At 62.8% G+C, this 21137-nt stretch carries 21 protein-coding genes; 6 read left to right on the top strand and 15 right to left on the bottom strand.

What is annotated here, in order from left to right; genetic code table 11:
- Positions 1–146 precede the first annotated feature (146 nt).
- Together PDR5_RS26860 and PDR5_RS26865 are read left to right on the top strand one after the other, a co-directional pair.
- On the top strand, positions 147–959 hold the full coding sequence (locus PDR5_RS26860; RefSeq protein ID WP_064600023.1) for a substrate-binding periplasmic protein: 813 nt from the start codon (positions 147–149) through the stop codon (positions 957–959).
- A 222-nt stretch (positions 960–1181) separates the two neighbouring features.
- Positions 1182–3050 carry a DEAD/DEAH box helicase gene (locus tag PDR5_RS26865; RefSeq protein ID WP_064600025.1) on the top strand — a complete coding sequence of 623 codons (1869 nt, stop codon included), beginning with the start codon at positions 1182–1184 and terminating at the stop codon, positions 3048–3050.
- A gap of 139 nt (positions 3051–3189) precedes the next feature.
- Here the strand turns inward: PDR5_RS26865 and PDR5_RS26870 are convergent, their stop codons facing one another.
- The 3 genes from PDR5_RS26870 to PDR5_RS26880 all read right to left on the bottom strand — a co-directional run bounded on the left by PDR5_RS26870 (position 3190) and on the right by PDR5_RS26880 (position 6361).
- Positions 3190–3783: a YceI family protein gene (locus PDR5_RS26870; protein WP_039768113.1), complete on the bottom strand. Its 594-nt coding sequence runs from the start codon at positions 3781–3783 to the stop codon at positions 3190–3192.
- Between the two features lie 32 nt (positions 3784–3815).
- A complete protein-coding gene (locus PDR5_RS26875; protein ID WP_064600029.1) occupies positions 3816–4367 on the bottom strand; it encodes a cytochrome b in 552 nt (183 codons plus the stop codon).
- Positions 4368–4582: 215 nt separating this feature from the next.
- Positions 4583–6361, bottom strand: a complete 1779-nt coding sequence (locus tag PDR5_RS26880) for a flavin monoamine oxidase family protein (protein ID WP_064600031.1) — start codon at positions 6359–6361, stop codon at positions 4583–4585.
- A gap of 223 nt (positions 6362–6584) precedes the next feature.
- On the opposite strand from PDR5_RS26880, the gene PDR5_RS26885 reads away from it, so the two are divergent.
- Both PDR5_RS26885 and PDR5_RS26890 read left to right on the top strand, forming a co-directional pair.
- Complete coding sequence (locus PDR5_RS26885) at positions 6585–7991, top strand: adenosylmethionine--8-amino-7-oxononanoate transaminase (protein ID WP_064600033.1); 1407 nt, start codon at positions 6585–6587, stop codon at positions 7989–7991.
- Between the two features lie 50 nt (positions 7992–8041).
- Positions 8042–8761, top strand: a complete 720-nt coding sequence (locus PDR5_RS26890; protein ID WP_064600035.1) for a 16S rRNA (uracil(1498)-N(3))-methyltransferase — start codon at positions 8042–8044, stop codon at positions 8759–8761.
- Positions 8762–8765: 4 nt separating this feature from the next.
- Here PDR5_RS26890 and PDR5_RS26895 read toward each other — a convergent pair whose 3' ends face one another.
- Both PDR5_RS26895 and PDR5_RS26900 read right to left on the bottom strand, forming a co-directional pair.
- The gene (locus PDR5_RS26895) at positions 8766–9668 is read right to left on the bottom strand and encodes a transporter substrate-binding domain-containing protein (RefSeq protein ID WP_064600038.1); all 903 of its coding nucleotides are present in this window, start codon (positions 9666–9668) and stop codon (positions 8766–8768) included.
- Between the two features lie 41 nt (positions 9669–9709).
- On the bottom strand, positions 9710–10951 hold the full coding sequence (locus PDR5_RS26900; RefSeq protein ID WP_064600039.1) for a D-amino acid dehydrogenase: 1242 nt from the start codon (positions 10949–10951) through the stop codon (positions 9710–9712).
- Between the two features lie 108 nt (positions 10952–11059).
- Between PDR5_RS26900 and PDR5_RS26905 the strand changes: the two genes are divergently transcribed.
- Entirely contained in the window at positions 11060–11971 is a 912-nt protein-coding gene (locus PDR5_RS26905; protein WP_064600972.1) for a LysR family transcriptional regulator, read from the top strand.
- Here PDR5_RS26905 and trhA read toward each other — a convergent pair.
- Positions 11968–12585, bottom strand: coding sequence for a PAQR family membrane homeostasis protein TrhA (gene trhA / locus PDR5_RS26910; RefSeq protein WP_011336351.1), 618 nt, complete (start codon positions 12583–12585; stop codon positions 11968–11970). The two genes, PDR5_RS26905 and trhA, sit on opposite strands and share 4 nt — an antisense overlap.
- Before the next feature lie 142 nt (positions 12586–12727).
- Here trhA and PDR5_RS26915 point away from each other — a divergent pair, with 142 nt between their 5' ends.
- Positions 12728–13648: a LysR family transcriptional regulator gene (locus tag PDR5_RS26915; RefSeq protein WP_064600041.1), complete on the top strand. Its 921-nt coding sequence runs from the start codon at positions 12728–12730 to the stop codon at positions 13646–13648.
- Between the two features lie 196 nt (positions 13649–13844).
- Here the strand turns inward: PDR5_RS26915 and madM are convergent, their stop codons facing one another.
- The 9 genes from madM to mdcA all read right to left on the bottom strand — a co-directional run bounded on the left by madM (position 13845) and on the right by mdcA (position 21090).
- Positions 13845–14609 carry a malonate transporter subunit MadM gene (gene madM / locus PDR5_RS26920; protein WP_007953314.1) on the bottom strand — a complete coding sequence of 255 codons (765 nt, stop codon included), beginning with the start codon at positions 14607–14609 and terminating at the stop codon, positions 13845–13847.
- A gap of 1 nt (position 14610) precedes the next feature.
- Entirely contained in the window at positions 14611–15027 is a 417-nt protein-coding gene (gene madL / locus PDR5_RS26925; RefSeq protein WP_064600048.1) for a malonate transporter subunit MadL, read from the bottom strand.
- Positions 15028–15091: 64 nt separating this feature from the next.
- Positions 15092–16012 carry a malonate decarboxylase subunit epsilon gene (gene mdcH / locus PDR5_RS26930; protein ID WP_064600049.1) on the bottom strand — a complete coding sequence of 307 codons (921 nt, stop codon included), beginning with the start codon at positions 16010–16012 and terminating at the stop codon, positions 15092–15094.
- A complete protein-coding gene (locus tag PDR5_RS26935; protein ID WP_064600054.1) occupies positions 16009–16629 on the bottom strand; it encodes a malonate decarboxylase holo-ACP synthase in 621 nt (206 codons plus the stop codon). Before PDR5_RS26935 ends, mdcH begins: the two co-directional genes overlap by 4 nt.
- Positions 16623–17408, bottom strand: a complete 786-nt coding sequence (mdcE, locus tag PDR5_RS26940) for a biotin-independent malonate decarboxylase subunit gamma (protein ID WP_064600055.1) — start codon at positions 17406–17408, stop codon at positions 16623–16625. The genes PDR5_RS26935 and mdcE overlap by 7 nt, the downstream gene beginning before the upstream one ends.
- Positions 17405–18256: a biotin-independent malonate decarboxylase subunit beta gene (locus PDR5_RS26945; RefSeq protein WP_064600058.1), complete on the bottom strand. Its 852-nt coding sequence runs from the start codon at positions 18254–18256 to the stop codon at positions 17405–17407. The genes mdcE and PDR5_RS26945 overlap by 4 nt, the downstream gene beginning before the upstream one ends.
- A complete protein-coding gene (locus tag PDR5_RS26950; protein ID WP_003229075.1) occupies positions 18249–18548 on the bottom strand; it encodes a malonate decarboxylase subunit delta in 300 nt (99 codons plus the stop codon). The genes PDR5_RS26945 and PDR5_RS26950 overlap by 8 nt, the downstream gene beginning before the upstream one ends.
- A complete protein-coding gene (locus PDR5_RS26955) occupies positions 18548–19420 on the bottom strand; it encodes a triphosphoribosyl-dephospho-CoA synthase (protein WP_064600060.1) in 873 nt (290 codons plus the stop codon). The genes PDR5_RS26950 and PDR5_RS26955 overlap by 1 nt, the downstream gene beginning before the upstream one ends.
- A complete protein-coding gene (gene mdcA / locus PDR5_RS26960; protein ID WP_064600062.1) occupies positions 19420–21090 on the bottom strand; it encodes a malonate decarboxylase subunit alpha in 1671 nt (556 codons plus the stop codon). The genes PDR5_RS26955 and mdcA overlap by 1 nt, the downstream gene beginning before the upstream one ends.
- Positions 21091–21137: the final 47 nt, after the last annotated feature.

The raw sequence follows: 21137 nt of genomic DNA on the forward strand, positions 1-21137 counted from the left end.
AAGACGTCACCGCAAGACCAGAAGATCGCAGCCACGACAGTGCCTACAGCGCTTTCGCCGCTGCGATTTTTTGCTTTTAACGCCCGAAACAGAGCTTCTGCGGCCAGTTTCTGGCTCTTTGCCGTTTCTCGTCGTAATCTCAAGCCATGCCTTTGATCACGCAGTTATTCGCCGTGCTGGTTTTTGCTTGCCTGAGCTTTGCCGCTCGGGGCGAGAAGCTGCGTATCGTCACCGAACCGTGGGCGCCGTACGTCTATGAACAAGACGGCAAGAACCTCGGACTGGACTACGAAACCACCGCCATCGTGTTCAAGCGCCTGGGCATCGAAGTCGAATGGCAGTTCCTGCCTTGGAAACGCTGCCTGTCGATGCTCGAAACCGGTCAGGCCGACGGCGCGCTGGACATCTTCCACAGCGACGAACGCGACGCCACCCTGCTCTATCCGAGCGAACCGCTGTCGGACGTCGAGTTCGTGATGTTTTACGCCAACGACCGCCCGCACCCTTTTCGCAGCCTCGAAGACCTCAAGGGCCTGACCATCGGTACGTCGCCGGGCTATCTGTACAGCCCCGATTTTCGCGAATCGACCCTGTTCACTCGGGAACCGGCCCCGACCCACGAAGCCAATTTCGGCAAACTGGTGCGCGGGCGCATCGACCTGCTGATCACCGACCGCCGCGTGGGCCAGCATTTGCTCGATGAATTGGATATCCGCAACCAGATCACTGAAAACCCCACGGTCATCAGCCGCCAGAGCCAGTTTCTGGCCGTGCGACGCAATGCCGGGATGGATTTGCTGGTACAGCGCTTCGGCGCCGAACTCAAGCGTTTCAAGCGCGAACCGGCCTATGCCGAGCTCAGCGCCCGCTACGGCGCAGCCCCCGCCCTGACGTCGCCACTGAGCAACGCCACCGCCAGCGGCAAAACCGTTGAGCAGCAGGAAAGCGGCGCGCAGTGATTGCTCTGTTATACTCCGGCGTTCCCGCCAGGCTCACGCCCGGACGCCCGGAACCGTAACAGGCCTCCCGACCCGCTACAGCGCAGCTTTTCAGCCCGCGCGAGCGCTCCGGACGTGCCTTCGGAACCGCAGCAGGACCGGACGGGATTGCGTCCTCTTAAACGCCATTCGCGCCAGGCAAGACTCCCATTGGGCCAAGCCCTAACTGAAACAGGATTACTCATGTCCTTTGCTTCCCTCGGTCTCTCCGAGGCTTTGGTCCGCGCTATCGAAGATGCGGGCTATACCGAGCCTACTCCGGTGCAACAGCGGGCCATTCCCGCCGTGTTGCAAGGTCGCGACCTGATGGTTGCGGCTCAGACAGGTACTGGTAAAACCGGCGGTTTCGCCCTTCCGATCCTGGAGCGGCTGTTTCCCAACGGTCACCCGGACAAATCCCAGCGTCACGGCCCGCGCCAACCGCGCGTGCTCGTGCTGACCCCTACCCGCGAACTCGCGGCGCAGGTTCACGACAGTTTCAAGATCTACGCCCGCGACCTGAAATTCGTCAGCGCGTGCATCTTCGGCGGCGTCGGCATGAACCCGCAGGTTCAGGCCATGTCCCGTGGCGTTGACGTGCTGGTGGCGTGCCCCGGTCGACTGCTCGACCTGTGCGGCCAGGGCAGCGTCGATCTGTCCCACGTCGAAATTCTCGTGCTCGACGAAGCCGACCGCATGCTCGACATGGGCTTCGTCCACGACGTGAAGAAAGTCCTCGCGCGCCTGCCGGCCAAACGCCAGAACCTGCTGTTCTCTGCGACCTTCTCCAAAGACATCACGGATCTTGCCGGCAAGCTGCTGCACAACCCGGAACGCATCGAAGTGACGCCGCCGAACACCACGGTCGAGCGCATCGAACAACGCGTCTTCCGTCTGCCGGCCAGCCACAAGCGTGCGCTGCTGGCCCACCTGATTACCGCCGGCGCGTGGGAACAGGTGCTGGTGTTCACCCGCACCAAGCATGGCGCCAACCGTCTGGCCGAGTACCTGGACAAACACGGCCTGCCGGCTGTGGCGATCCACGGCAACAAGAGCCAGAACGCCCGCACCAAAGCCCTGGCCGACTTCAAGGCCGGTGAAGTGCGCATCCTGGTTGCCACCGACATCGCCGCCCGTGGCCTGGACATCGACCAGTTGCCACACGTGGTCAACTTCGAACTGCCGAACGTCGATGAGGACTACGTCCACCGTATCGGCCGTACCGGCCGGGCCGGTCGTTCGGGCGAGGCGATCTCGCTGGTCGCGCCGGACGAAGAAAAACTGCTGAAAAGCATCGAACGCATGACCAAGCAGAAAATCGCCGACGGCGACCTGATGGGCTTCGATGCCAGCACCATCGAGGCCGAGAAGCCGGAAGCCCGTGAACGTCCGGACATGCGCAACCCGCGCAATGCCCGTGGCCCACGCGGCGACGGCCCGAATGGCGGCGGCGGTGGCGGCGGTCGTAAAGACAAAGGCAAAGACAAGGGCAAGGAAAAACCGGCCGGCGAACGTGGCGAGCGTCCAGCCCGTCAACAGAAGCCGCGTGAAGGCACCCCGGCCCGCGAACAACGCCAGCCAAGCCAGCCGCCACGCGCCGCTGCTGACCGTGCTCCGGACGAATTCCTCGACGACGATATCGATAACTTCGGTAACCGCGTTGATTACGTGCCGAAGCAGGCTCCGGCCGGAGGTCGCAACCGTCGCCCGGGCGCTCCGGCGCAAGGCGCAGGTTCGGGCGCACCCCGCGGCGGGCAGTCGCAAGGTCGCCAGAACGGCCCGCGCAACAGCAACGGTTCGAGCACCGGCACCCCGCCAGGCAAACGCAGTGGCCCACGCAATGGTGCACCGCGTGACGGTCAGGGTCGTCGCGACGAAAACCCGCGCAACCGCCGCCCGGCCCGTGACGATCAGCAGCGCGCTGAACCGGCCGTGCAGAACCCGCGCAGCAGTGGCCCGAAGATCATGCACAAGGAGTCGAAAGCCGACCGCTTCCCGACGCCTGAGCAGCTGGATCAACTGCCAAGCCGCCCACGCGGTGAAAAACCGGCCTTGCTGACCCGCAATCGCTGAGTTTTCGACTGCCATGAAAAATGCCCCGGCCTGAAAACCGGGGCATTTTTTTGCGCGCCTCTAAGGCGAAGTTTGCTGCAGGCAATAAAAAACGCCCTCGTTCGCTAGACCGAGGGCGTTTTTGTGAGACCGGCGAAAATTACTTCGCTTTGACACCTTCGAACGAGATGTACAGGTCGACTTTGTCAGACTGTGGACCCAGGTCCATCATCTTGCCGAAATCAGAACGCTTGATGCTGGTAGTGCCTTCGAAGCCGGCACGGTAGCCGCCCCATGGATCCTTGCCTTCACCCAGGAAAGTGGCCTTGACCACGATCGGCTTGGTCACGCCGTGCAGGGTCAGGTCACCCGTCACGTCGGCAGTGTCTTTGCCATCGGCGTTCTTGCCGGTGGACTTGACGCTGGTGGAGACGAACTTGGCATCAGCGTATTTGCCCACGTCCAGGAAGTCTTTGCTGGAGATGTGCTTGTCACGCTCGGCGTGGTTGGTGAACACGCTGGCGGTCTTCACGTCGAACTCGATCTTGCTGTCTTCAGGCTTGGCAGCATCGAAGCTGAACTTGCCGCTGATGTCCTTGAAGGTACCGGTGATGTAGCTGTAGCCCAGGTGGCTGATTTTGAAGTCGACGAAGGCGTGCTGGCCTTCTTTGTCGACTACGTAGTCAGCGGCCATCACATTGGCGGACAGGACGGCAGAGCCGATTGCCAGAGCGGCCAGAGTCTTTTTCAACATGCTTTGTTTTCCTTTGGAGTCGAGGTTGAACATCAGGCTTTGCGTCCCAGCATTCGTGTCAGGGTCGCATCACGATCGATAAAGTGGTGCTTCAATGCTGCCAACGCATGAAGGCCGGAAAAAATTACCAGCGCCCATGCCAGGTACAGATGAATCACACCGGCGGTATCTGCCTGATCCGGTAGTCCGGAAACCAGTGCAGGAACTTCAAACAGGCCAAACACCGGAATCCCGACACCGTCTGCGGTGGAAATCAGGTAACCGGCAATCATCACGGCGAACAGCGCAAGGTAGAGAAACCCATGGCCGAACTTGGCGCCGATGCGGGTCATGCGGCTGTAGCTTTGCAGCGTTGGCGGCGGTGGGCTGACAAAGCGCCACAACACCCGCAACACCATCACACCCAGCAGCACCAGACCGATGCTCTTGTGCAGATCCGGCGCGTCTTTGCGCCAGGTGCTGTAGTAATCCAGCCCCACCATCCACAGACCCAGCGCGAACAGTCCGAAGACCACCAGCGCCACGCCCCAGTGCATGAAGATGCTGACCCAACCGTAGCGCGAAGAAGAGTTACGTAGCTGCATTGCCCAAATCCTGTGAGAACTGCGAACCAAGACTAGCGAGTTATCTATCGAATTAAAGCGGAAAATTTTGCTTTGAAATATCGAGAAATACGATCAAGAGTCTTGAACAGGGGAGTTAAGGAAAGATTAAAGACAAAAGTGTGGCGGGATGTTGTGAATCCCACGCAAAAAAAAGCGCGGCCTGAAAGCCGCGCTTTTTCATTCACCGCAAAGCCTTACTGCGCTTTGGTCTCGGTGGTTGCCGCCGGTTTGGCCGCTGGCTTCTTCGCCGGTTCAGCTTTTTTCGCCGCAGGTTTCGCCGCAGGTTTTTTCGCTTCGGTCTTGGCCGCCGGTTTCTTCGCTGCTGGTTTGGCTGCCGCTTTCTTCGCCGGCTCGGCTTTCACCGGGGCCGCTGGCTTCGGTGCTTCCACCGGGGCTGGCGCAGGGGCCGGAGCCGGTGCAGGCGCTGGAGCGGCTGGAGCAGGTGCCGGCTCTGGCGCTTTCACTGGCTCTGGCTTCTTGTCGTCGTCCGAACCGCCGAACAGGTTGGTGAAGAAGTTGCCTTTCTTCGCCGCTACTGCCGCACCCGCACCCGCCGCTGCGGCGGTGGCCGCTGCCGGGCCGACCTTGACCGGTTCGAAGGATTTGCCCGCCGCCAGGTCTTCAACCTGACTGGCTGCACGCTGACCGGTGCGCAGTGCGCCTTCCAGCGTGCCCGGGTACAAGGTGTCGGTGTGTTCGCCGGCAAACGCTACGCGCTGCAGCGGACGCTCCCACAGGCGCCAGTATTTGCTGATCTGGCCAGGGCCGAAGGCCAGGTAGGAACCACCGGTCGACGGGTCGGTGCTGTAGCGACGGATTTCATAACCGGTAAACGAACCACGGGCCTGTGGATAAAACGCGTGCAGACGGATCAGCACCTGATCGACCATCTGCTTGTCGCCGAAGGCCTGCATGACGCGGGCGTTATCGCCGGACAGGTTGATCACCACGTTGGCGCCGCCCTTCAGGGCCGGCTCGATCCACAACATGCCAAGGCCGGTGTTGCTGTAGATCTCGCCGGACATCCGCGCCTTGCTTTCCCATACCGGCGTCTTGAACTTCAGCATGATCTGGTCGCGCCAGCCGTAGTTGGTGCCTTTGATCGCGGCCAGGTGCTGGGCGTCCAGCGCCGGAGTCAGCTGGATCTTGTTGAGGGCGCGCAACGGCACCGCCAGCACAACGTAATCGGCCTGGTAGCCGACGCTGCCGACCTTGACGGTCACGCCGTCCTTGTCCTGGGTGATGGCAGATACTGGCGAGTTGGTCTTGATGGTTTTCAGTTGTTTGACGAAGGCCTGGGCCAGCACCGGGCTGCCACCGACCAGACGCGAAGCGCGCAGGTCACGGTCGGACACGCCGCGATACACCCGGCTCTGCTGCGCGAAGTACAGCAGCGACAGGCGCGAAGGCTCGTCGTAGTGGGTGCGGATATCCTGGTTGATCAGCTGACGCGCGGTGGCCGGCAGGTTCTGCTTGTCGAGCCAGCTCGAGACGTTGATCTGGTCCAGGGCGTGCAGGGTGTTGGTGGCCGCCGGGTTCTGCGGATCGTCGATCGAGCGCGCCAGATCGTCACGGGTTTTCTCGTAGCGCTTCAGCGCTTCGGCCGTGGCAGGCTGTTTGGTGGTCAGGTCAGCGGCGGAGAAATACTCGCCATCGATCAGGTAACCCGGGGTCCGTACGAATTCAGGGGCCGGCGTGGTGCTCAGCTTGAACGTCGAAACGTACTTGTTCAGCACCGGTTGAGTCTTGTCGTTGCCGATCCACTCGCTGGTGGCCATGCCCGAGCGGCCGCCCAGGCTCGGCTTGGCTTCGAGCAGCGTGACCTGCCAGCCCTTGTTCTGCAGTTCGTAAGCCGCCGTCAGGCCCGACAGGCCGCCGCCGATCACGATCGCGGTTTTATCCTTGGCCAGCGCCGTAACGCTGAACAGCCCCAACACCACCAGCGCACAGGCGCGCAGCCAACCGACAGACATTCAGCGAACTCCGGAAATACACGTAGGAAAAAGCAGTTTTGCGGGTCAGACGACCCAAAGAACCGCGAAGAATACGTCAGCCATCAAAACGCCGCCAGCGACGTCTATCGGCCCATACAAAGTAGCTCAATCGACACAATGGGTTGTTCCGGCGCGATGCATTGCATAGGCTTGCGCGATTGTTTGCCCGCGCCTGACGCGAGCCGCCTCGAGGAGACTGAACATGGGCCTGAACAACCAGTGGATGCAACGCGATCTCGCGGTGCTGTGGCATCCCTGCACCCAGATGAAAGACCACGAACAGCTGCCGCTGATCCCGATCAAGCGCGGTGAAGGCGTCTGGCTCGAAGACTTCGAAGGCAAGCGTTATCTGGACGCGGTCAGCTCCTGGTGGGTCAACGTGTTCGGCCACGCCAACCCGCGCATCAACCAGCGCATCAAGGATCAGGTCGATCAGCTGGAACACGTGATTCTGGCCGGTTTCAGCCATCAGCCAGTGATCGAGCTGTCCGAGCGTCTGGTGAAGATGACGCCGGAAGGCCTGAACCGGGTGTTCTACGCCGATAACGGTTCGTCCTGCATCGAAGTCGCGCTGAAAATGAGCTTTCACTACTGGCTCAACCGCGGCCAGCCGAACAGGAAACGCTTCGTCACCCTGACCAACAGCTACCACGGCGAAACCATGGCGGCGATGTCAGTCGGTGACGTGCCGTTGTTCACCGAAACCTATAAAGCACTGCTGATGGACACCATCAAGGTGCCGAGCCCGGATTGCTACCTGCGCCCGCAGGGCATGAGCTGGGAAGAACACTCGCGCAATATGTTCGCGGCCATGGAACAGACGCTGGCGGAAAATCATGACAGCGTCGCTGCCGTAATCGTCGAGCCGCTGATCCAGGGCGCCGGCGGCATGCGCATGTATCACCCGGTGTACCTCAAGCTGTTGCGCGAGGCCTGCGACCGTTATGGCGTGCACCTGATCCACGACGAAATCGCCGTCGGCTTCGGCCGCACCGGGACCATGTTCGCCTGCGAACAGGCCGGCATCCGCCCGGACTTCCTGTGTCTGTCGAAAGCCCTGACCGGTGGCTATCTGCCGTTGGCCGCGTGCCTGACCACCGACGAGGTGTACAGCGCGTTCTACGACGATTACCCGACCCTGCGCGCCTTCCTGCATTCGCACAGCTACACCGGCAACCCGCTGGCCTGTGCGGCGGCGCTGGCGACTCTGGATATCTTCGAACAGGACAACGTGATCGAGAACAACCGGGCGCTGGCTCAACGCATGGCGTCGGCGACGGCGCATCTGGTGGATCATCCGAATGTTTCGGAAGTGCGGCAGACCGGCATGGTCCTGGCGATCGAGATGGTCAAGGACAAAGCCACAAAAGAGGCTTATCCGTGGCAGGAACGTCGCGGCCTGAAGGTGTTCCAGCATGCGCTGGAGCGTGGCGCGCTGCTGCGACCGCTGGGCAGCGTGGTGTATTTCCTGCCGCCGTACGTGATCACCCCGGAGCAGATCGACTTCCTCGCCGAAGTCGCCAGCGAAGGCATCGACATCGCCACTCGTGACAGCGTCAGCGTGGCGGTGCCGAAGGATTTCCATCCCGGGTTCCGCGATCCGGGCTAAGCATCACTCGCCACAACAGCGATCCTGATCCAATTTTCTAGAGAACCACCATGAGACTGTCCCGCTTCTTTATCGACGCCCCGCTCAGCACCGGCGAACACGAACTGCCGGAAGCCCAGGCGCACTACATCAGCCGCGTGCTGCGCATGGCCGAAGGCGATGCGGTGCAGTTGTTCGACGGCTCCGGCCATGAGTTTCGCGGATCGCTGGTGGAAGTCGGCAAGAAGCGCGTGGTGGTGCAGATCGACGAGCAGTTCGCCGGCCAGGTCGAATCGCCGCTGCACATCCACCTCGGCCAGGGCCTGTCCCGGGGCGAGCGGATGGACTGGGCGATCCAGAAAGCCACCGAACTGGGCGTGACCGAAATCACCCCGATCTTCAGCGAGCGCTGCGAAGTCCGCCTCAAGGACGAACGCGCCGACAAACGCCTGCTGCACTGGCGTCAGGTGGCGATCAGCGCCTGCGAGCAATGCGGTCGTTCGCGGGTGCCGGTGATTCATCCACCGCTGTTGCTGGCCGACTGGCTGAAACAGACGCAAGCCGAACTGAAACTGGTGCTGCACCCGGTGGCCGAGCCGCTGGTCAGCCATGCCAAGCCATCAACGCTGGCGTTCCTGATCGGCCCTGAAGGCGGTTTGTCCGACGCCGAAGTCGAGCAGGCCAAGGCCAACGGCTTCCACGCCGCCCGCCTCGGCCCGCGCGTGCTGCGCACCGAGACCGCGCCGGTTGTGGCACTGGCGGTAGCGCAGCAACTGTGGGGTGATTTCTAACCCGTCACTGCACCGGATCACTGGTTGGTCTGGCGATGATTGCCTTGAGTTCGCCGGTCATCGGGAATTCAAGGTTCAAGCCCTTCGGCGGGATCGGCTGCTCGAACCACTTGCGGTAAATCCCGTTGATCTCCCCCGAGCTGTACAGGTCGGCCAACACGCCGTTCACCAGCGCAAGAAACTGCGGATCATCCTTGCGCACCATGCAGCTGTAGATTTCCCGCGACTGCTCCTCCCCCACCACGACCCAGTTGTGCGGATCGCGTGCCTTGGCCCGCTCGCCGTAGAGCAACGCATCGTCCATGTAGAATGCCGCCGCGCGCCCCGATTGCAGCATCTGGAATGCCTCGCCGTGATCCTTGGCGCTGATGACGAACATGTTCAGTTTGTGGTCGAGGTTGTAGCTCTTCAGATAACGCTCGTTGGTGGTGCCGGCGGTGGTCACCACGTTCTTGCCGCGCAGGTCATCGAAGCTGTGGATGCCGCTGTCCTTGGCGGTCAGCAACTGACCTTTGACGTAGATGAAACCGTAGGAGAACGCGACCTGCTTCTGCCGTTCGGCGGTCACCCCGGTGGAGCCGCATTCAAGGTCGACCGTGCCGTTCTGCACCAGCGGAATCCGCGTCTGCGACGTCACCAGGTTGTACTTCACCTTCAGTTCCGGCAGCGCCAGTTGCTGCTGGATGCGCTCGACGATCTTGCCTGCCAGTTCCACCGAATACCCCATCGGCTGCCCGGTGTGATCGCCCACATACGAAAACGGCACCGACGCATCGCGATAACCCAGGGTGATGCTGTTGGCGCTGGCGATCTTGCCGAGCGTACCGGTCAGCGGCACTTCATTGGCCTGAGCCTGAGCACCGAAAACCAGCGCCAGAGTGCAGCCGAGCAACGTGATTTTTTGCATTGTTATTCTCCGTTGTGGGTGGGGTGTTTTAGCAGAAACCGTCACGCCGCACGGGGATTGAACCCGTGCAGATCAATGGATGTGCGCTGCTCGCCGATCAGTTCGCTGAGCAACTGTCCGCTGCCGCAGGCCAGGGTAAAACCCAGCGCGCCGTGGCCGAGGTTGAGCCACAGATTGCGATAGGAAGTGGCACCCAGCAGCGGAACGCCGGTGGGCGTGGCCGGGCGCATGCCGGCCCATTCGACGGCGGCGTCGTAGTGGCCGGCGTCGGGAAAGGTGTCGCGGGCCTGACGCTTGATCAGCGCCAGTCGCTCGGGGTCCACCGCCGGATCGAAACCGACGATGTCGACCATTGCCGCCACGCGCAGTTGTTCGCCGATACGCGCGTAGACGATCTTGCGGTCGTAGTCGGTGATGCTCACATCCGGTGCTCGATGCTCGTTACCGATCGGCACGGTCAGGCTGTAGCCCTTCAGCGGGTACAGCGGCAAGTGCAGGCCGGGCAGCGCGAGCAACGGGCTGCGATGGCCGGCGGCGATTACCAGTTGTTCGACCGGCAGGGTTTCGGCGCCAAGTTCAATGGCCGTTACCACGCCGTGGCTGTGGCGAATGCCGGTGACTGCCTGACCAAGGCGAAACTCGCAGCGACCCGACGCCTTCAAGCGCGCCGCCAACTGCTGGCAGAAGCCATGACAGTCGCCGACTTCTTCATCCGGCGTGTAGATCGCGCCTACGAACGGCGCATCGGTCAGTGCCGATTCCAGTTGCGCACATTCGGTGGCGGACAACACCTGCTGTTGCTGCGGATCGGCGAGGCCTTTGCGTGCATGCTCGAAGCTGGCGGCGTTGCGGAAGGTCACCAGTTTGCCGTTGCGCCGCCAATTGAAACCGGTGAGCCCGTCGTCCTCACGCCAGCGTTTCAGGGTGCTCTGGCTGAACAACGCCAGACGCAACAGGTGCGCGGCGTTTTCGCGGTTGACCGAGGAGCGGCACGCGGCGAGAAACGAGGCCATCCAGCGCCACTGCGCCGGGTCCAGGCGCGGGCGCAATTTCAGCGGTGAATCTCCGCGCAGCATCCAGCCGATTGCCTGCAACGGTACGCCGGCATCGGCCAGTGGCGCGACGTAGCGGTAGGACAACTGGCCGCCGTTGGCGAAACTGGTTTCGCTGCCCAGCGCCTGCCGCGCCTCGACCACCGTCACCTCGAAGCCGTCGCGCACCAGCGCCCAGGCCGTTGCCAACCCGATCACGCCGCCGCCGATGATGCACACACGCTGAGCCATGTCCGTCCTTAATCGTTCTTGAAGACGAGGCCGAGGTTAGGACGAGGTGACAGGCGCCGAACAATGAATAAAGATGCCAAACCTATAAACAAAGGTTATGGGATCGCCATGCGCCTTCGTCACATCGAGATTTTCCAGGCCATCCGCCAGACCGGCTCGATCAGCGCCGCTGCGCAATTGCTGCATGTCTCGCAGCCGGCGGTGACCAAGGTCTTGCAGCACGCCGAGCAGCAACTCGGTTTTCCGTTGTTTCTGCGGGTGCGCGGCAAGTTGCAGGCTACCCCGGAAGCGCTGGAGCTGGAGCGCGAAGTCGATAAGGTCACCGAAAGCCTGCAAGGCGTGCGGCGTCTGGCCCAGAGCCTGCGCCGCGAACCCGGCCACAGCCTGCGGATCGGCGCGACCCCGGCGCTGGCGCTGTCGTTGCTGCCGCCGGCGATCCGGCAGTGGACGGCGCAGTTCCCGGACATCGCCTGCGAACTGTCGAGCGCCCACAGCCGCGAGCTGATGCAGAACCTGCTGATGCGCGAAGTGGACGTGGCGCTGACGTTGCAGCTGCCGGACCATCCGGGGCTGAAGGCCCAGGCATTGGCCTCGGGAGTTCTGGTGGCATTGGCACCGAGAGGTTATTGGCCGGAGGAAGATGCCGGTCAGCCGTTGCCGCTGATGGCGTTGGCGGGAGCGCCGCTGATCGGGCTGTCCAGCGCCGACCCGCTGGCCGCCCGCCTCGATAGTTATCTCGAAGCGGTCGAGCCACCGCCGCGTGTGCGGATTGCCGTGCAGACGTATTCGCTGGCGCGGGCGATGGTGGAGTCCGGCGCCGGGGTCGCGGTGATCGATCCGTTCACCGCGCTGGGTGCCTCATCGGCCACCACCACTATCCGCCCTCTCGCCCCGCCGCTGCCGATCACGCTGTACGCGGTGACTCGCGCCACCGAACCACCGCCACATACGCTGAGTGATTTGCTGCAGATCTTCAGTCAGCGCGCCAGCGAACAACTCGGCCGACTGATAGGCGCTTAAAGGACGTAAAACAAAATCGCCACAAAATGCAGCAGGCTCCCGGCGATCACGAACAGATGCCAGATCCCGTGGGCATGTCGCAACCGATGGTCGAGGGCGAAGAAGATGATCCCCACGGTGTACAGCACGCCGCCCGACGCCAGCCAGGCAAACCCCGCCGTCCCGAGCGCTGCGATCAGCGGCTTGACCGCCACCAGCACGATCCAGCCCATCACCGCGTAAATCACGATCGACAGGATCCGCGCCTCCGAGCGTGGCTTGATCTCCTGCAGGATGCCGATCAGCGCCAGGCCCCAGACAATCCCGAACAGCGTCCAGCCCCACGGCCCACGCAGGGTCACCAGGCAGAACGGCGTGTAACTGCCGGCGATCAGCAGGTAGATCGAAAAGTGATCGACCTTCTTCATGATCGCTTTCTTGCGCCCGCGCACGCTGTGGTACACGGTGGACGCGCTGTAGAGCACCAGCAACGTAAAGGCATAAATCGCCACGCTGACGATCTTCCAAGGGCTGCCGTCGAGGCTGGCAATCACCAGCATCCACACGCCCCCGACAAACGCCGCTACCGCACCGACCAGATGCGTCCAGGCGTTCAGTTTTTCTCCGTGATACATGTGTCGCACACCTCGATTTCATTTACCGCAACGCGCAAGGCTCGGGCCTTGAGCGTAAAAGCGCAATGTTTCCGTTCAACGCGAGCCTGCACCTGTCCTGATATTTGGGCACAATCGAGCGATACCAAGAAGAGTCCGCGCCATGCTGATCGACGAAGAATTGACCCTGAAGAAACTCGAGGTGTTCCTCGCCTTCATGCGCACCGGCAACCTCGCCCGCGCCGCCGCCGAGTTGCAGACCAGCAACGTCAGCGTGCACCGCGCGATCCATTCGCTGGAAAGCGCCCTGCGCTGTCCGCTGTTCAAACACGAAGGGCGCAACCTGACACCGCTGGAAAGCGCCTACGTGCTCGAGGAGCGGGCGCAGAAGCTGATTCAGGACGTGGTCGAAAGCGTGCGCCTGACGCGCGAAGCCGCCGGGTTCTCGGCCGAGCGATTCAAGCTCGGCTCACTGTATTCGCTGACGGTGAAGACCGTGCCGCAATTGATCATGGGTTTGAAGATCCGCCGCAGCGAACTCAACATCGACCTGATCCTCGGCTCGAACATCGACCTGCTCTACAAGCTGAAAAACATGGAAGTCGACGCGATCCTGGTGTCGCTGGACGACACCGTCAACGACCCGGACTGCGAGCAGATTCCACTGTTTTCCGACGACATTTTCCTCGCCACCCCGGCGGATTCGCGATTCGCCCAACGCAGCGAAGTGGATCTGGCGGAGGTGCGCGACGAAACCTTCATCACCCTCACCCAAGGCTTCGCCACCCATCAGGACGGTATACGGGTGTTCAGGCAGGCGGGGTTCGAGCCGAAGGTGGCGATGCAGGTCAACGACATCTTCACCCTGCTGAGCATGGTCAGTTCCGGGGTCGGTTATGCGTTGCTGCCGGGAAGGATTGCGGCGGTGTACGAGAACCGGGTGAAGCTGATTCCGTTGCAGGAGAAGTACCGGTTGCAGCAGCACATTGGGGTGGTGTTTTTGAAGGCTAAAGAGCGGGATCCGAATTTGCTGGCGTTGTTGGCGGAGTGTCGGATGTATGCGAATCGCCAGTTGGCGGTGTGATTAAAAGCAGATCAAAAGCTTACCCCCTCACCCCAGCCCTCTCCCCCAAGGGGGCGAGGGGGAAAGGGAGCAGATCTCCATCGGTTTCGAGTCCTGAGTTCGATACGGAAATTTCAGGTCGATAAAGCTGACCCATCCAACTCGGTCAGTCCCCTCTCCCTCCGGGAGAGGGTTAGGGTGAGGGTGCTTTTGACTGTTAGCCAACAATCCCGCGAACAATGAAGAACAGCAGCGAAGGCCCAAGCAGGCACCCAAGTCCGGTGTGGAAGGTCGCGGTCAACGCCCCATAAGGCACCAACCGCCGATCCGTCGCCGCCAGCCCCGCCGTCACGCCACTCACCGTCCCGGCCAGCCCGCCGAACACCATTGCCGAGCGCGGATTGTCGAGGCCCATCCAGCGCGCCGCCACCGGCGTGCCGACCATCACCAGAATCGCCTTGATCAACCCGGTGGCAATCGACAGCGCCATCACATCCGACGTCGCGCCAATCGCTGCGCCGGTCACCGGCCCGACGATGTAAGTCACCGCACCGGCGCCGATGGTGGTCATGCTCACCGCATCGCGATAACCGAACGCGTAAGCCATGCACGCACCGACAATGAACGGCAGGATCGTGCCCAGCAGCAGCGCAATCACGCCGATCATCCCGGCCTTCTTCGCCTCGGTCGCCTGCACTTCAAACGCCGTGGCAACAATGGCGAAGTCCCGCAGCATCGCGCCACCCATCAGGCCGATGCCGGAGAACAGCGTCAGGTCCGCCAGGCCCTTCTGCCCGCCGGTCATGGTGCCGCCGACCCAGGCCAGCACCAGGCCGATGACGATGGCAATCGCTGAGCCGTGAATCCGTCCGAAGGTCAGGCGTTTGGAGAGGATCACCGAAACCCACATGATCACGCCGACGAAGGCGAACGCGGTGATCAGACCGTTGTGTTCCAGACCCTTTTCAATGAGATCCCACATATCAGCGACCTCCTACCGGTGTGCCGACCGGGGAGATTTCCGCCGGTTCGTCGGGCAAGGGCTCGCCCTTGTGGGTGCGGCTGATCAGGGCAATGGTGCAGCCACAGACCAGCACCGAACCGATCGCCGCCAGCACCGCCACCGGGCCGCCGTGCAGGGCGGTGACGACGTTCTGTTGCGCGGCCATCGCCACCACCACGGGAATGTACATGGCGCCCCAGAAGCCGACGCCCATCTCGCAATCCTTGGTCATGCCGCCGCGTTTCTGCATCCACAACCGCGCGCAGATCAACAGGATCATGGCGATGCCGACCCCGCCGACGTTGGATTTGACGCCCAGAAGAACACCGAGCAGGTCACCCATGATCACCCCTGCCAGCGTACAGATCGCCAGCAGCGCCACACCGTAAATAATCATTGTTGTAGTCCTCAAAGTGCATCGTCGAATTGTTTTTGTTGTTCGAAGCCTGAGTCGCAGCGGTCTAGAGTCGGCGGCCCTCCTCTTCACGCAACAGTGCCTGCAAGGTGTCGAGCCGGGCACTGTCGAAGGCAGTGACAGTCCCCTGTTCGAACACCCGGCGCGCCAGCCCGGTCAGCACCGCACCGGGCGGCAGTTCGATCTGTAGACGTACGCCGCGCTCGTAGGCGCTTTGTACGGTGCCGCGCCAGTCCACCACGCGGCACATGTTGAAGGCGAGATCGTCGCGCAGCGCTTCTACCTTGGTCACAGGCCTGGCGCGACTGCCGCTCAGGTAAGCGATGTTCGGTGTTTTCAGTTCTACCCTGGTGAACGCTTCGGCGAGGGTTTGCGCAGGCTGATCCAGCAACGGGCAGTGCGACGGCACGCTGACCGCCAGCCGTTTTGCCAGACCGGCGCCACGACTGCGCGCCAGCTCGGCGACCGCTTGCATCGCCTTGTCGCTGCCGGCAATCACCACCTGGTTATCGGCGTTGATATTGGCCAGGTACACCGGTGTTTCTGCGCCGTGCACCTGCGCCAGCAGCATTTCGACTGTGGATAATTGCAGGCCGATGATCGCGGTCATGCCGAAGCCCTGTGGATAAGCCTGCTGCATCAACTCGCCGCGCAGGCTGACCAGATGCAGCGCATCGCTGAAGCTCAACGCTCCGGCGACCACCGCTGCCGGATACGCTCCAATGGACAGGCCGGCGACGTAATCTGCGGTGAGTCCGTCCTGCAACAACTGCCGCGAGGCTGCAACGCCGGCGATCAGCAAGCAGAGCTGAACCGCCCGGGTGCTGCGCAGCGCTTCGCTGGAATCCAGCCGCAAGACATCTTCACCGAGCTCGTCGCTGGCCTCGATCAGCGTTTCCCGAGGCAAACGCTGAAGCATGCCGGGCTGTTGCGCGCCCTGGCCGGGAAACACCAGCAGGCTGCTCACGCTGCCTGCTCCTGCGGGTTCCACGGATCAGACACCAGACAGGCTTCATGGGCGTTTTTCAGCAGCACCCGTGAAGCATTCCCGGCCCATTCGCGCAGGGCGACGGCACCGAACGGCGTCTGCAATTGCAGGTCGACCCGGCAGATCGCCTGATCGAAATGCGCCACCAGTTTGCGCGCCTGGTTACGGGTAATGAGTTGCGGTGTACGCAGAATCAAGTCGAGATCGCTGCGCTCGTGCATTGCCGTAAATCCACTGGCCAGCTCAAACCCGACACTGCCACTGACACCCCAGATCCAACCGCAATCATCGAGCACCGGCCGCAGTTGCCGCAGCGCCTGCATGACCGGCAGATCACGCGCGCTCTCTACATGACAAAGCGCTTCCGGGCTGACCCGACAGGCAATCGAATCGACAGAGATAAACGCCGCCAGCCGCTGCTCGCGCAACCGACCGCGCACGCCCACTGCCACGAATCCGTCTTCACTCAACGCCCGCCGCACCACCACCGGTTGCCCGCCAGCCAGCGAATCAATCGCCCACTGCGGCGCATCCGCCGGCAACTGCGCCGGCGTCATGCCCCACAGCAGGTCGTGGGCCAGAGGCGTGTTCACCACTGCGCCCTCAGCAATTCACGTACGCGGCTGGAGGCTTCGCGATTTTTCGCGCCGAGACGATTGCTCAAATCAGTCGCACCAACATCTTCGATGGCTTGCTTCAGGCATTCGCCGACCCGCGCCAGATCCTCCGCCGTCGGCTGTTCGATCTGCTGCACCGACAAGGTTTCCCAGAGCAATCCGAGGCTGGCATAGCTGTCGATGTCATAGGCCATCGGCGGCACGCTGGACGCCAGAGCTTCCAATTCTTCGACGCTGCGCAAGGTCACCCGCGCCGCCGAAGCCTTGCCCATCGCGTGCACCATCACCCCCGGATCGCGCAGGGCGATCAAGCGATTGGCCTGATAACCGTGGGCCAGAAACGCCCCGGACATGGCCTTGCCCACCAGCAGCGCAATCACCGGATGCCCGGCCAGACGCGCGCGGGCATAAGCGTCCGCCGCGCCGGCCAGGGCCTGGTGAATGCCGAGGGTTTCTTCGCGGCGACCGTAGGCCTGGCTCGGCACATCGACGATGGCGATCAAAGGGCGTTTTTGCGTCTTGTCGCGGTCAGCGGTGATCGCGTCATCCACCGCCTTGGCCAGGCCCCAGCCTTCGAGCAATCCGACTTCGCCGTTGCGGGCGCGAGGGAAACGGTTTTGCGGATCGGCGACCACCGCGATAAAACGCCCGAGTGCCCCGTCAGCGACCTTCAGCGATGGCGGCAAACCTTCAACCGCATTCGCGCCAGCGCTCAAGGCGTTGAACCAGTTCAAACCGCGCACGGAATAACCACTCATGAGCGCTCTCCTTTATACAGATCGCGAACCACCGAAGGCTCGATTTGCTTGTCAGTGTCCAGGCTCGTCAGGCGTTGCAGGAACCACTCGGCCCGTTGACTGCGCGGTTGCGCTGGCAGGCCTTGGTGCAGCAACTCGCCGACCTGCCCGCGAATCTGCGCCACGTCATCGGCGACATAACGGTCCACCAGACCACTGGCGAAACGTTGCTCGCCACCGGTCAGGCTCCAGATGAAGGGCCGGTCGCGAGAGTCGTATTCCTCGATCCCGGCTTCCTGCTCGATCACCTGCGGGCCGTTCAGGCCGAGGCGTGCTTCCTGGGTCACCAGCAAATAGCTGCACAGCGCGGCGGCAATCGACATCCCGCCAAAGCAACCGACGCTGCCGGCCACCACGCCAACCACCGGTTGGTATTGCTGCAGATCGACAATCGCCGCGTGGATGTCGGCAATCGCCGCCAAGCCAAGGTTGGCTTCCTGCAGGCGCACGCCGCCGGTTTCCAGCAGCAGGATGGCGCGGGTCGGGATTCCTTTGCGGTTGTCTTCGGCGGCCAGTTCCAGCGCGCCGGCGATTTTTGCGCCGCCGACTTCACCGAGGCTACCGCCCTGAAACGCGCCTTCGATGGCGGCAATCACCACCGGCAAACCGTCGAGGCTGCCCTTGGCGATCACCACACCGTCATCGGCCTGGGGCACCACGCCCTGGCGTTCCAGCCACGGCGACATGACGCGTTGAAACGGATCGAGCAGTTCGCGGAAGGTGCCGGCGTCGAGCAAGGCTTTCGCCCGCTGCCGTGCGCCGAGTTCGACGAAGCTGTGTTTGTGTAGAAGTGCCGAGGTGTCAGTCATGGCCGATCTCCTCGAAGCCTTGTTCCAGCCGCAGGCGCACCACGCCAGGGGTCGCGCCGAAGTCGTGGATATCGATGGCCATCGCCGGTGGCGTGGTGCCGTCGAACATCCGCGCAAACAGATGCTGCCAGCGCTGCTGCGCGCCGTTGACCGAGGTCTGCACGTTGATCGTCAGCTTGCCGGCCAGGCCCGGTTCGATCAGCACTTCCAGATCGCCCGAACCGACACAACCGACCAGCGCCCGACCGCGTGGCGGCTGCCCGGCGGGGAATTCAAAGGATAAGGTTTCCATCAAAACGCTCCCTGAAGGATGCCGTCGCGCTCGATCCGGTCAAGCAGCAGGCTGGCGGCGAGCAAGTCGGCGGCGCCACCGGGCGAGGCATTCAATGCGATGAGTTGTTGATCGAGTTCGTGCAGGCGACGGCGACCGGTGAGGCTGGCGCTGCCACCGGCGTCGAGCACTGCCTGGGCGCCGTGTTGCATGGCGTGCAGACCCTGTTCGCCAGCGCGGTACAGCACGCAGGTGTCGGCCAGCTCAGTCATGATTGCGAGCAAGGCATCGAGCCGGGCGTTCTGCTCGCCATGGCCGGCGGCGCGGCTGCGTTTGAGCTGCGGCAGACCGCGTTGCACCACCGACGGGAAGCCAAGTTGCGCTTCTTCCCGGGCACCGCGAGCGCCGTAGCGTTGAGCGACCTGTGCGCCGTGGCTCAGCGGGCGCGGCGCATAACGGTCATCGAGCAATGCCAGACGCGCAGCGCGCAGAGTGACGGCACTGGCGCTGGTGGATTTCGTGTCCAGCGCAGCAGCCGTGACCAGCAGGCCCAACGCCCAGATTGCCCCGCGATGGGTGTTCACGCCATTGGTGGTGGCGAGCATCGCTTGCTCGCCTTCCCGGCCGATGCGGCCAATGGCTTCGCGCAGGGGAAAGCCGATCTCGCCGAACTCAAGTGCCGCTTCGGCCATTTTCTTGAACGCCGGCCACAGCGCCAGCGCCGAGGCATGCATCAATCCAAGGTGCAGATCGGTGTGGGCACCGTTGCCGCGACGGTCGACCAGCGCCGGTTTCGGCGACAGGTCGGCTTCGTCGATCAGGGCGTCCACGGCCAGATCCGCCAGCCGTTCCGCGAGGGTGATGGTTTTGGGTTGCAGGTTGAGTGCGTGCATTACCAACTCCTGAACTTGGCGGGCGGGTTGTAGAGGCCGCCGGACCACTCGACCAGATCGGCCACGCTTTTCGCCGCCAGCAATTCGCGGGTGGCGTCGGTGCGACGGATGCCGAGGTCTTCGGGCAAGGCAATCAAGCCTTCGCGGCGCATGCGTTCGGTGTCTTTCGGGTTGTGCCGCAGGCCGATGGCGGTGACGCCGGCCACCGCTGCGATCATCGCCTGACGCTCTTCCAGCGAACGCGCCTTGTACAGGTAGGCGATGCCCTCTTCGGTCAGCAGGTGGGTGACGTCGTCGCCGTAGATCATGATCGGCGCGAGCGGCATGCCGCTTTTCTTCGCCACCTCCACCGCGTCGAGGGTCTCGACGAAGGTCGGTTTGCCGCCCTCCTGGAACGTCTCGACCATCTGCACCACGAGTTTCTTGCCACGTTCGAGCATCGGTTGCTGCGAATCGTCATGGCGCATATCGAGCCAGGCCGGAGTGCCGTGACGACGGCCGCGCGGGTCGTGGCCCATGTTCGGCGCGCCACCGAAACCGGCGAGGCGGCCACGGGTCACGGTGGAGGAATGACCATCGCCATCGACTTGCAGGGTCGCACCGATGAACAGGTCCACCGCGTATTGCCCGGCCAGTTGGCAGAACATCCGGTTGGAACGCAGCGAGCCGTCACGGCCGGTGAAGAACACATCAGGCCGGGCGGCAATGTAGTTTTCCATGCCCAGTTCGGTGCCGAAGCAATGCACACTTTCGACCCAGCCACTCTCGATAGCCGGGATCAGGGTCGGGTGCGGGTTGAGCGTCCAGTTGCGACAGATCTTGCCCTTGAGGCCGAGGGATTCGCCGTAGGTCGGCAGGATCAGTTCGATGGCGGCGGTGTTGAAACCGATGCCGTGATTCAGCGACTGCACGTTGTGTTTTTCGTAGATCCCGCGGATCGCCATCATCGCCATCAGCACGTGCACTGGCTTGATGTGGCGAGGGTCACGAGTGAACAGCGGCTCGATGTAGAACGGTTTGTCCGCCACCACCACGAAATCGACCCACGACGCCGGAATATCCACCCTGGGCAGTTCGCTGACATCGTCCACCAGTTGATTGACCTGGACGATGACGATGCCGTCGCTGAACGCCGCCGGTTCGATCAGCGCCGGGGTGTCTTCGGTGCTCGGGCCGGTGTAGATGTTGCCGGCGCGGTCAGCCATGAACCCGGCCGAGAGCACGACGTTGGGGATCAGGTCCACCACCAGCCGGGCGTAGAGTTCGATGTAGGTGTGGATCGCGCCGATTTCCAGCAGACCGTCTTCGAGCAACTGGCTGATGCGCAGGCTCTGGGTGCCGGCGAAGGAGAAATCGAGCTTGCGGGCGATGCCGCGTTCGAACAGGTCCAGATGCTCGGAACGGCCGACGCTGGGCATGATCATGTGCAGGTCGTGGAGCTTTTCAGGATCGGCCTTGGCCAGAGAGCGCGAAAGGAAATCCGCCTGCTTCTGGTTGTTGCCCTCCAGCACCACACGGTCGCCCGGATGGATCAGCGCTTCGAGTGCCGCAACGATTTTGTCGGTGGGCAACACCGCACCGTCGGCCAGCCCGCGCACCTTGTCGAGGCGCCGCTGCTTCTCGTCACGCCGCCGCGTCCAGCGCGAGTCGGGGGAATTGGTTGTTGTCATGCTCACTCCACGGGGTTCGCTGTCGTGGAGCTACCTTAGGAGTGTCG

It is taken from the genome of Pseudomonas sp. DR 5-09 (assembly GCF_001655595.1).
GTDB lineage: Bacteria > Pseudomonadota > Gammaproteobacteria > Pseudomonadales > Pseudomonadaceae > Aquipseudomonas > Aquipseudomonas pharyngis.

Excerpts from the sequence above, each read along its gene's own strand:
- PDR5_RS26890 (WP_064600035.1), top strand. The coding sequence starts at position 8,042 with ATGAGACTGTCCCGCTTCTTTATCGACGCCCCGCTCAGCACCGGCGAA.
- PDR5_RS26915 (WP_064600041.1), top strand. The coding sequence starts at position 12,728 with ATGCTGATCGACGAAGAATTGACCCTGAAGAAACTCGAGGTGTTCCTC.
- mdcA (WP_064600062.1), bottom strand. The coding sequence starts at position 21,090 with ATGACAACAACCAATTCCCCCGACTCGCGCTGGACGCGGCGGCGTGAC.
- PDR5_RS26950 (WP_003229075.1), bottom strand. The coding sequence starts at position 18,548 with ATGGAAACCTTATCCTTTGAATTCCCCGCCGGGCAGCCGCCACGCGGT.
- PDR5_RS26880 (WP_064600031.1), bottom strand. The coding sequence starts at position 6,361 with ATGTCTGTCGGTTGGCTGCGCGCCTGTGCGCTGGTGGTGTTGGGGCTG.
- trhA (WP_011336351.1), bottom strand. The coding sequence starts at position 12,585 with ATGTATCACGGAGAAAAACTGAACGCCTGGACGCATCTGGTCGGTGCG.
- PDR5_RS26895 (WP_064600038.1), bottom strand. The coding sequence starts at position 9,668 with ATGCAAAAAATCACGTTGCTCGGCTGCACTCTGGCGCTGGTTTTCGGT.
- PDR5_RS26870 (WP_039768113.1), bottom strand. The coding sequence starts at position 3,783 with ATGTTGAAAAAGACTCTGGCCGCTCTGGCAATCGGCTCTGCCGTCCTG.
- PDR5_RS26885 (WP_064600033.1), top strand. The coding sequence starts at position 6,585 with ATGGGCCTGAACAACCAGTGGATGCAACGCGATCTCGCGGTGCTGTGG.
- PDR5_RS26875 (WP_064600029.1), bottom strand. The coding sequence starts at position 4,367 with ATGCAGCTACGTAACTCTTCTTCGCGCTACGGTTGGGTCAGCATCTTC.
- PDR5_RS26945 (WP_064600058.1), bottom strand. The coding sequence starts at position 18,256 with ATGACTGACACCTCGGCACTTCTACACAAACACAGCTTCGTCGAACTC.
- madM (WP_007953314.1), bottom strand. The coding sequence starts at position 14,609 with ATGTGGGATCTCATTGAAAAGGGTCTGGAACACAACGGTCTGATCACC.
- PDR5_RS26865 (WP_064600025.1), top strand. The coding sequence starts at position 1,182 with ATGTCCTTTGCTTCCCTCGGTCTCTCCGAGGCTTTGGTCCGCGCTATC.
- PDR5_RS26900 (WP_064600039.1), bottom strand. The coding sequence starts at position 10,951 with ATGGCTCAGCGTGTGTGCATCATCGGCGGCGGCGTGATCGGGTTGGCA.
- madL (WP_064600048.1), bottom strand. The coding sequence starts at position 15,027 with ATGATTATTTACGGTGTGGCGCTGCTGGCGATCTGTACGCTGGCAGGG.
- PDR5_RS26955 (WP_064600060.1), bottom strand. The coding sequence starts at position 19,420 with ATGCACGCACTCAACCTGCAACCCAAAACCATCACCCTCGCGGAACGG.
- PDR5_RS26860 (WP_064600023.1), top strand. The coding sequence starts at position 147 with ATGCCTTTGATCACGCAGTTATTCGCCGTGCTGGTTTTTGCTTGCCTG.
- mdcE (WP_064600055.1), bottom strand. The coding sequence starts at position 17,408 with ATGAGTGGTTATTCCGTGCGCGGTTTGAACTGGTTCAACGCCTTGAGC.
- PDR5_RS26905 (WP_064600972.1), top strand. The coding sequence starts at position 11,060 with ATGCGCCTTCGTCACATCGAGATTTTCCAGGCCATCCGCCAGACCGGC.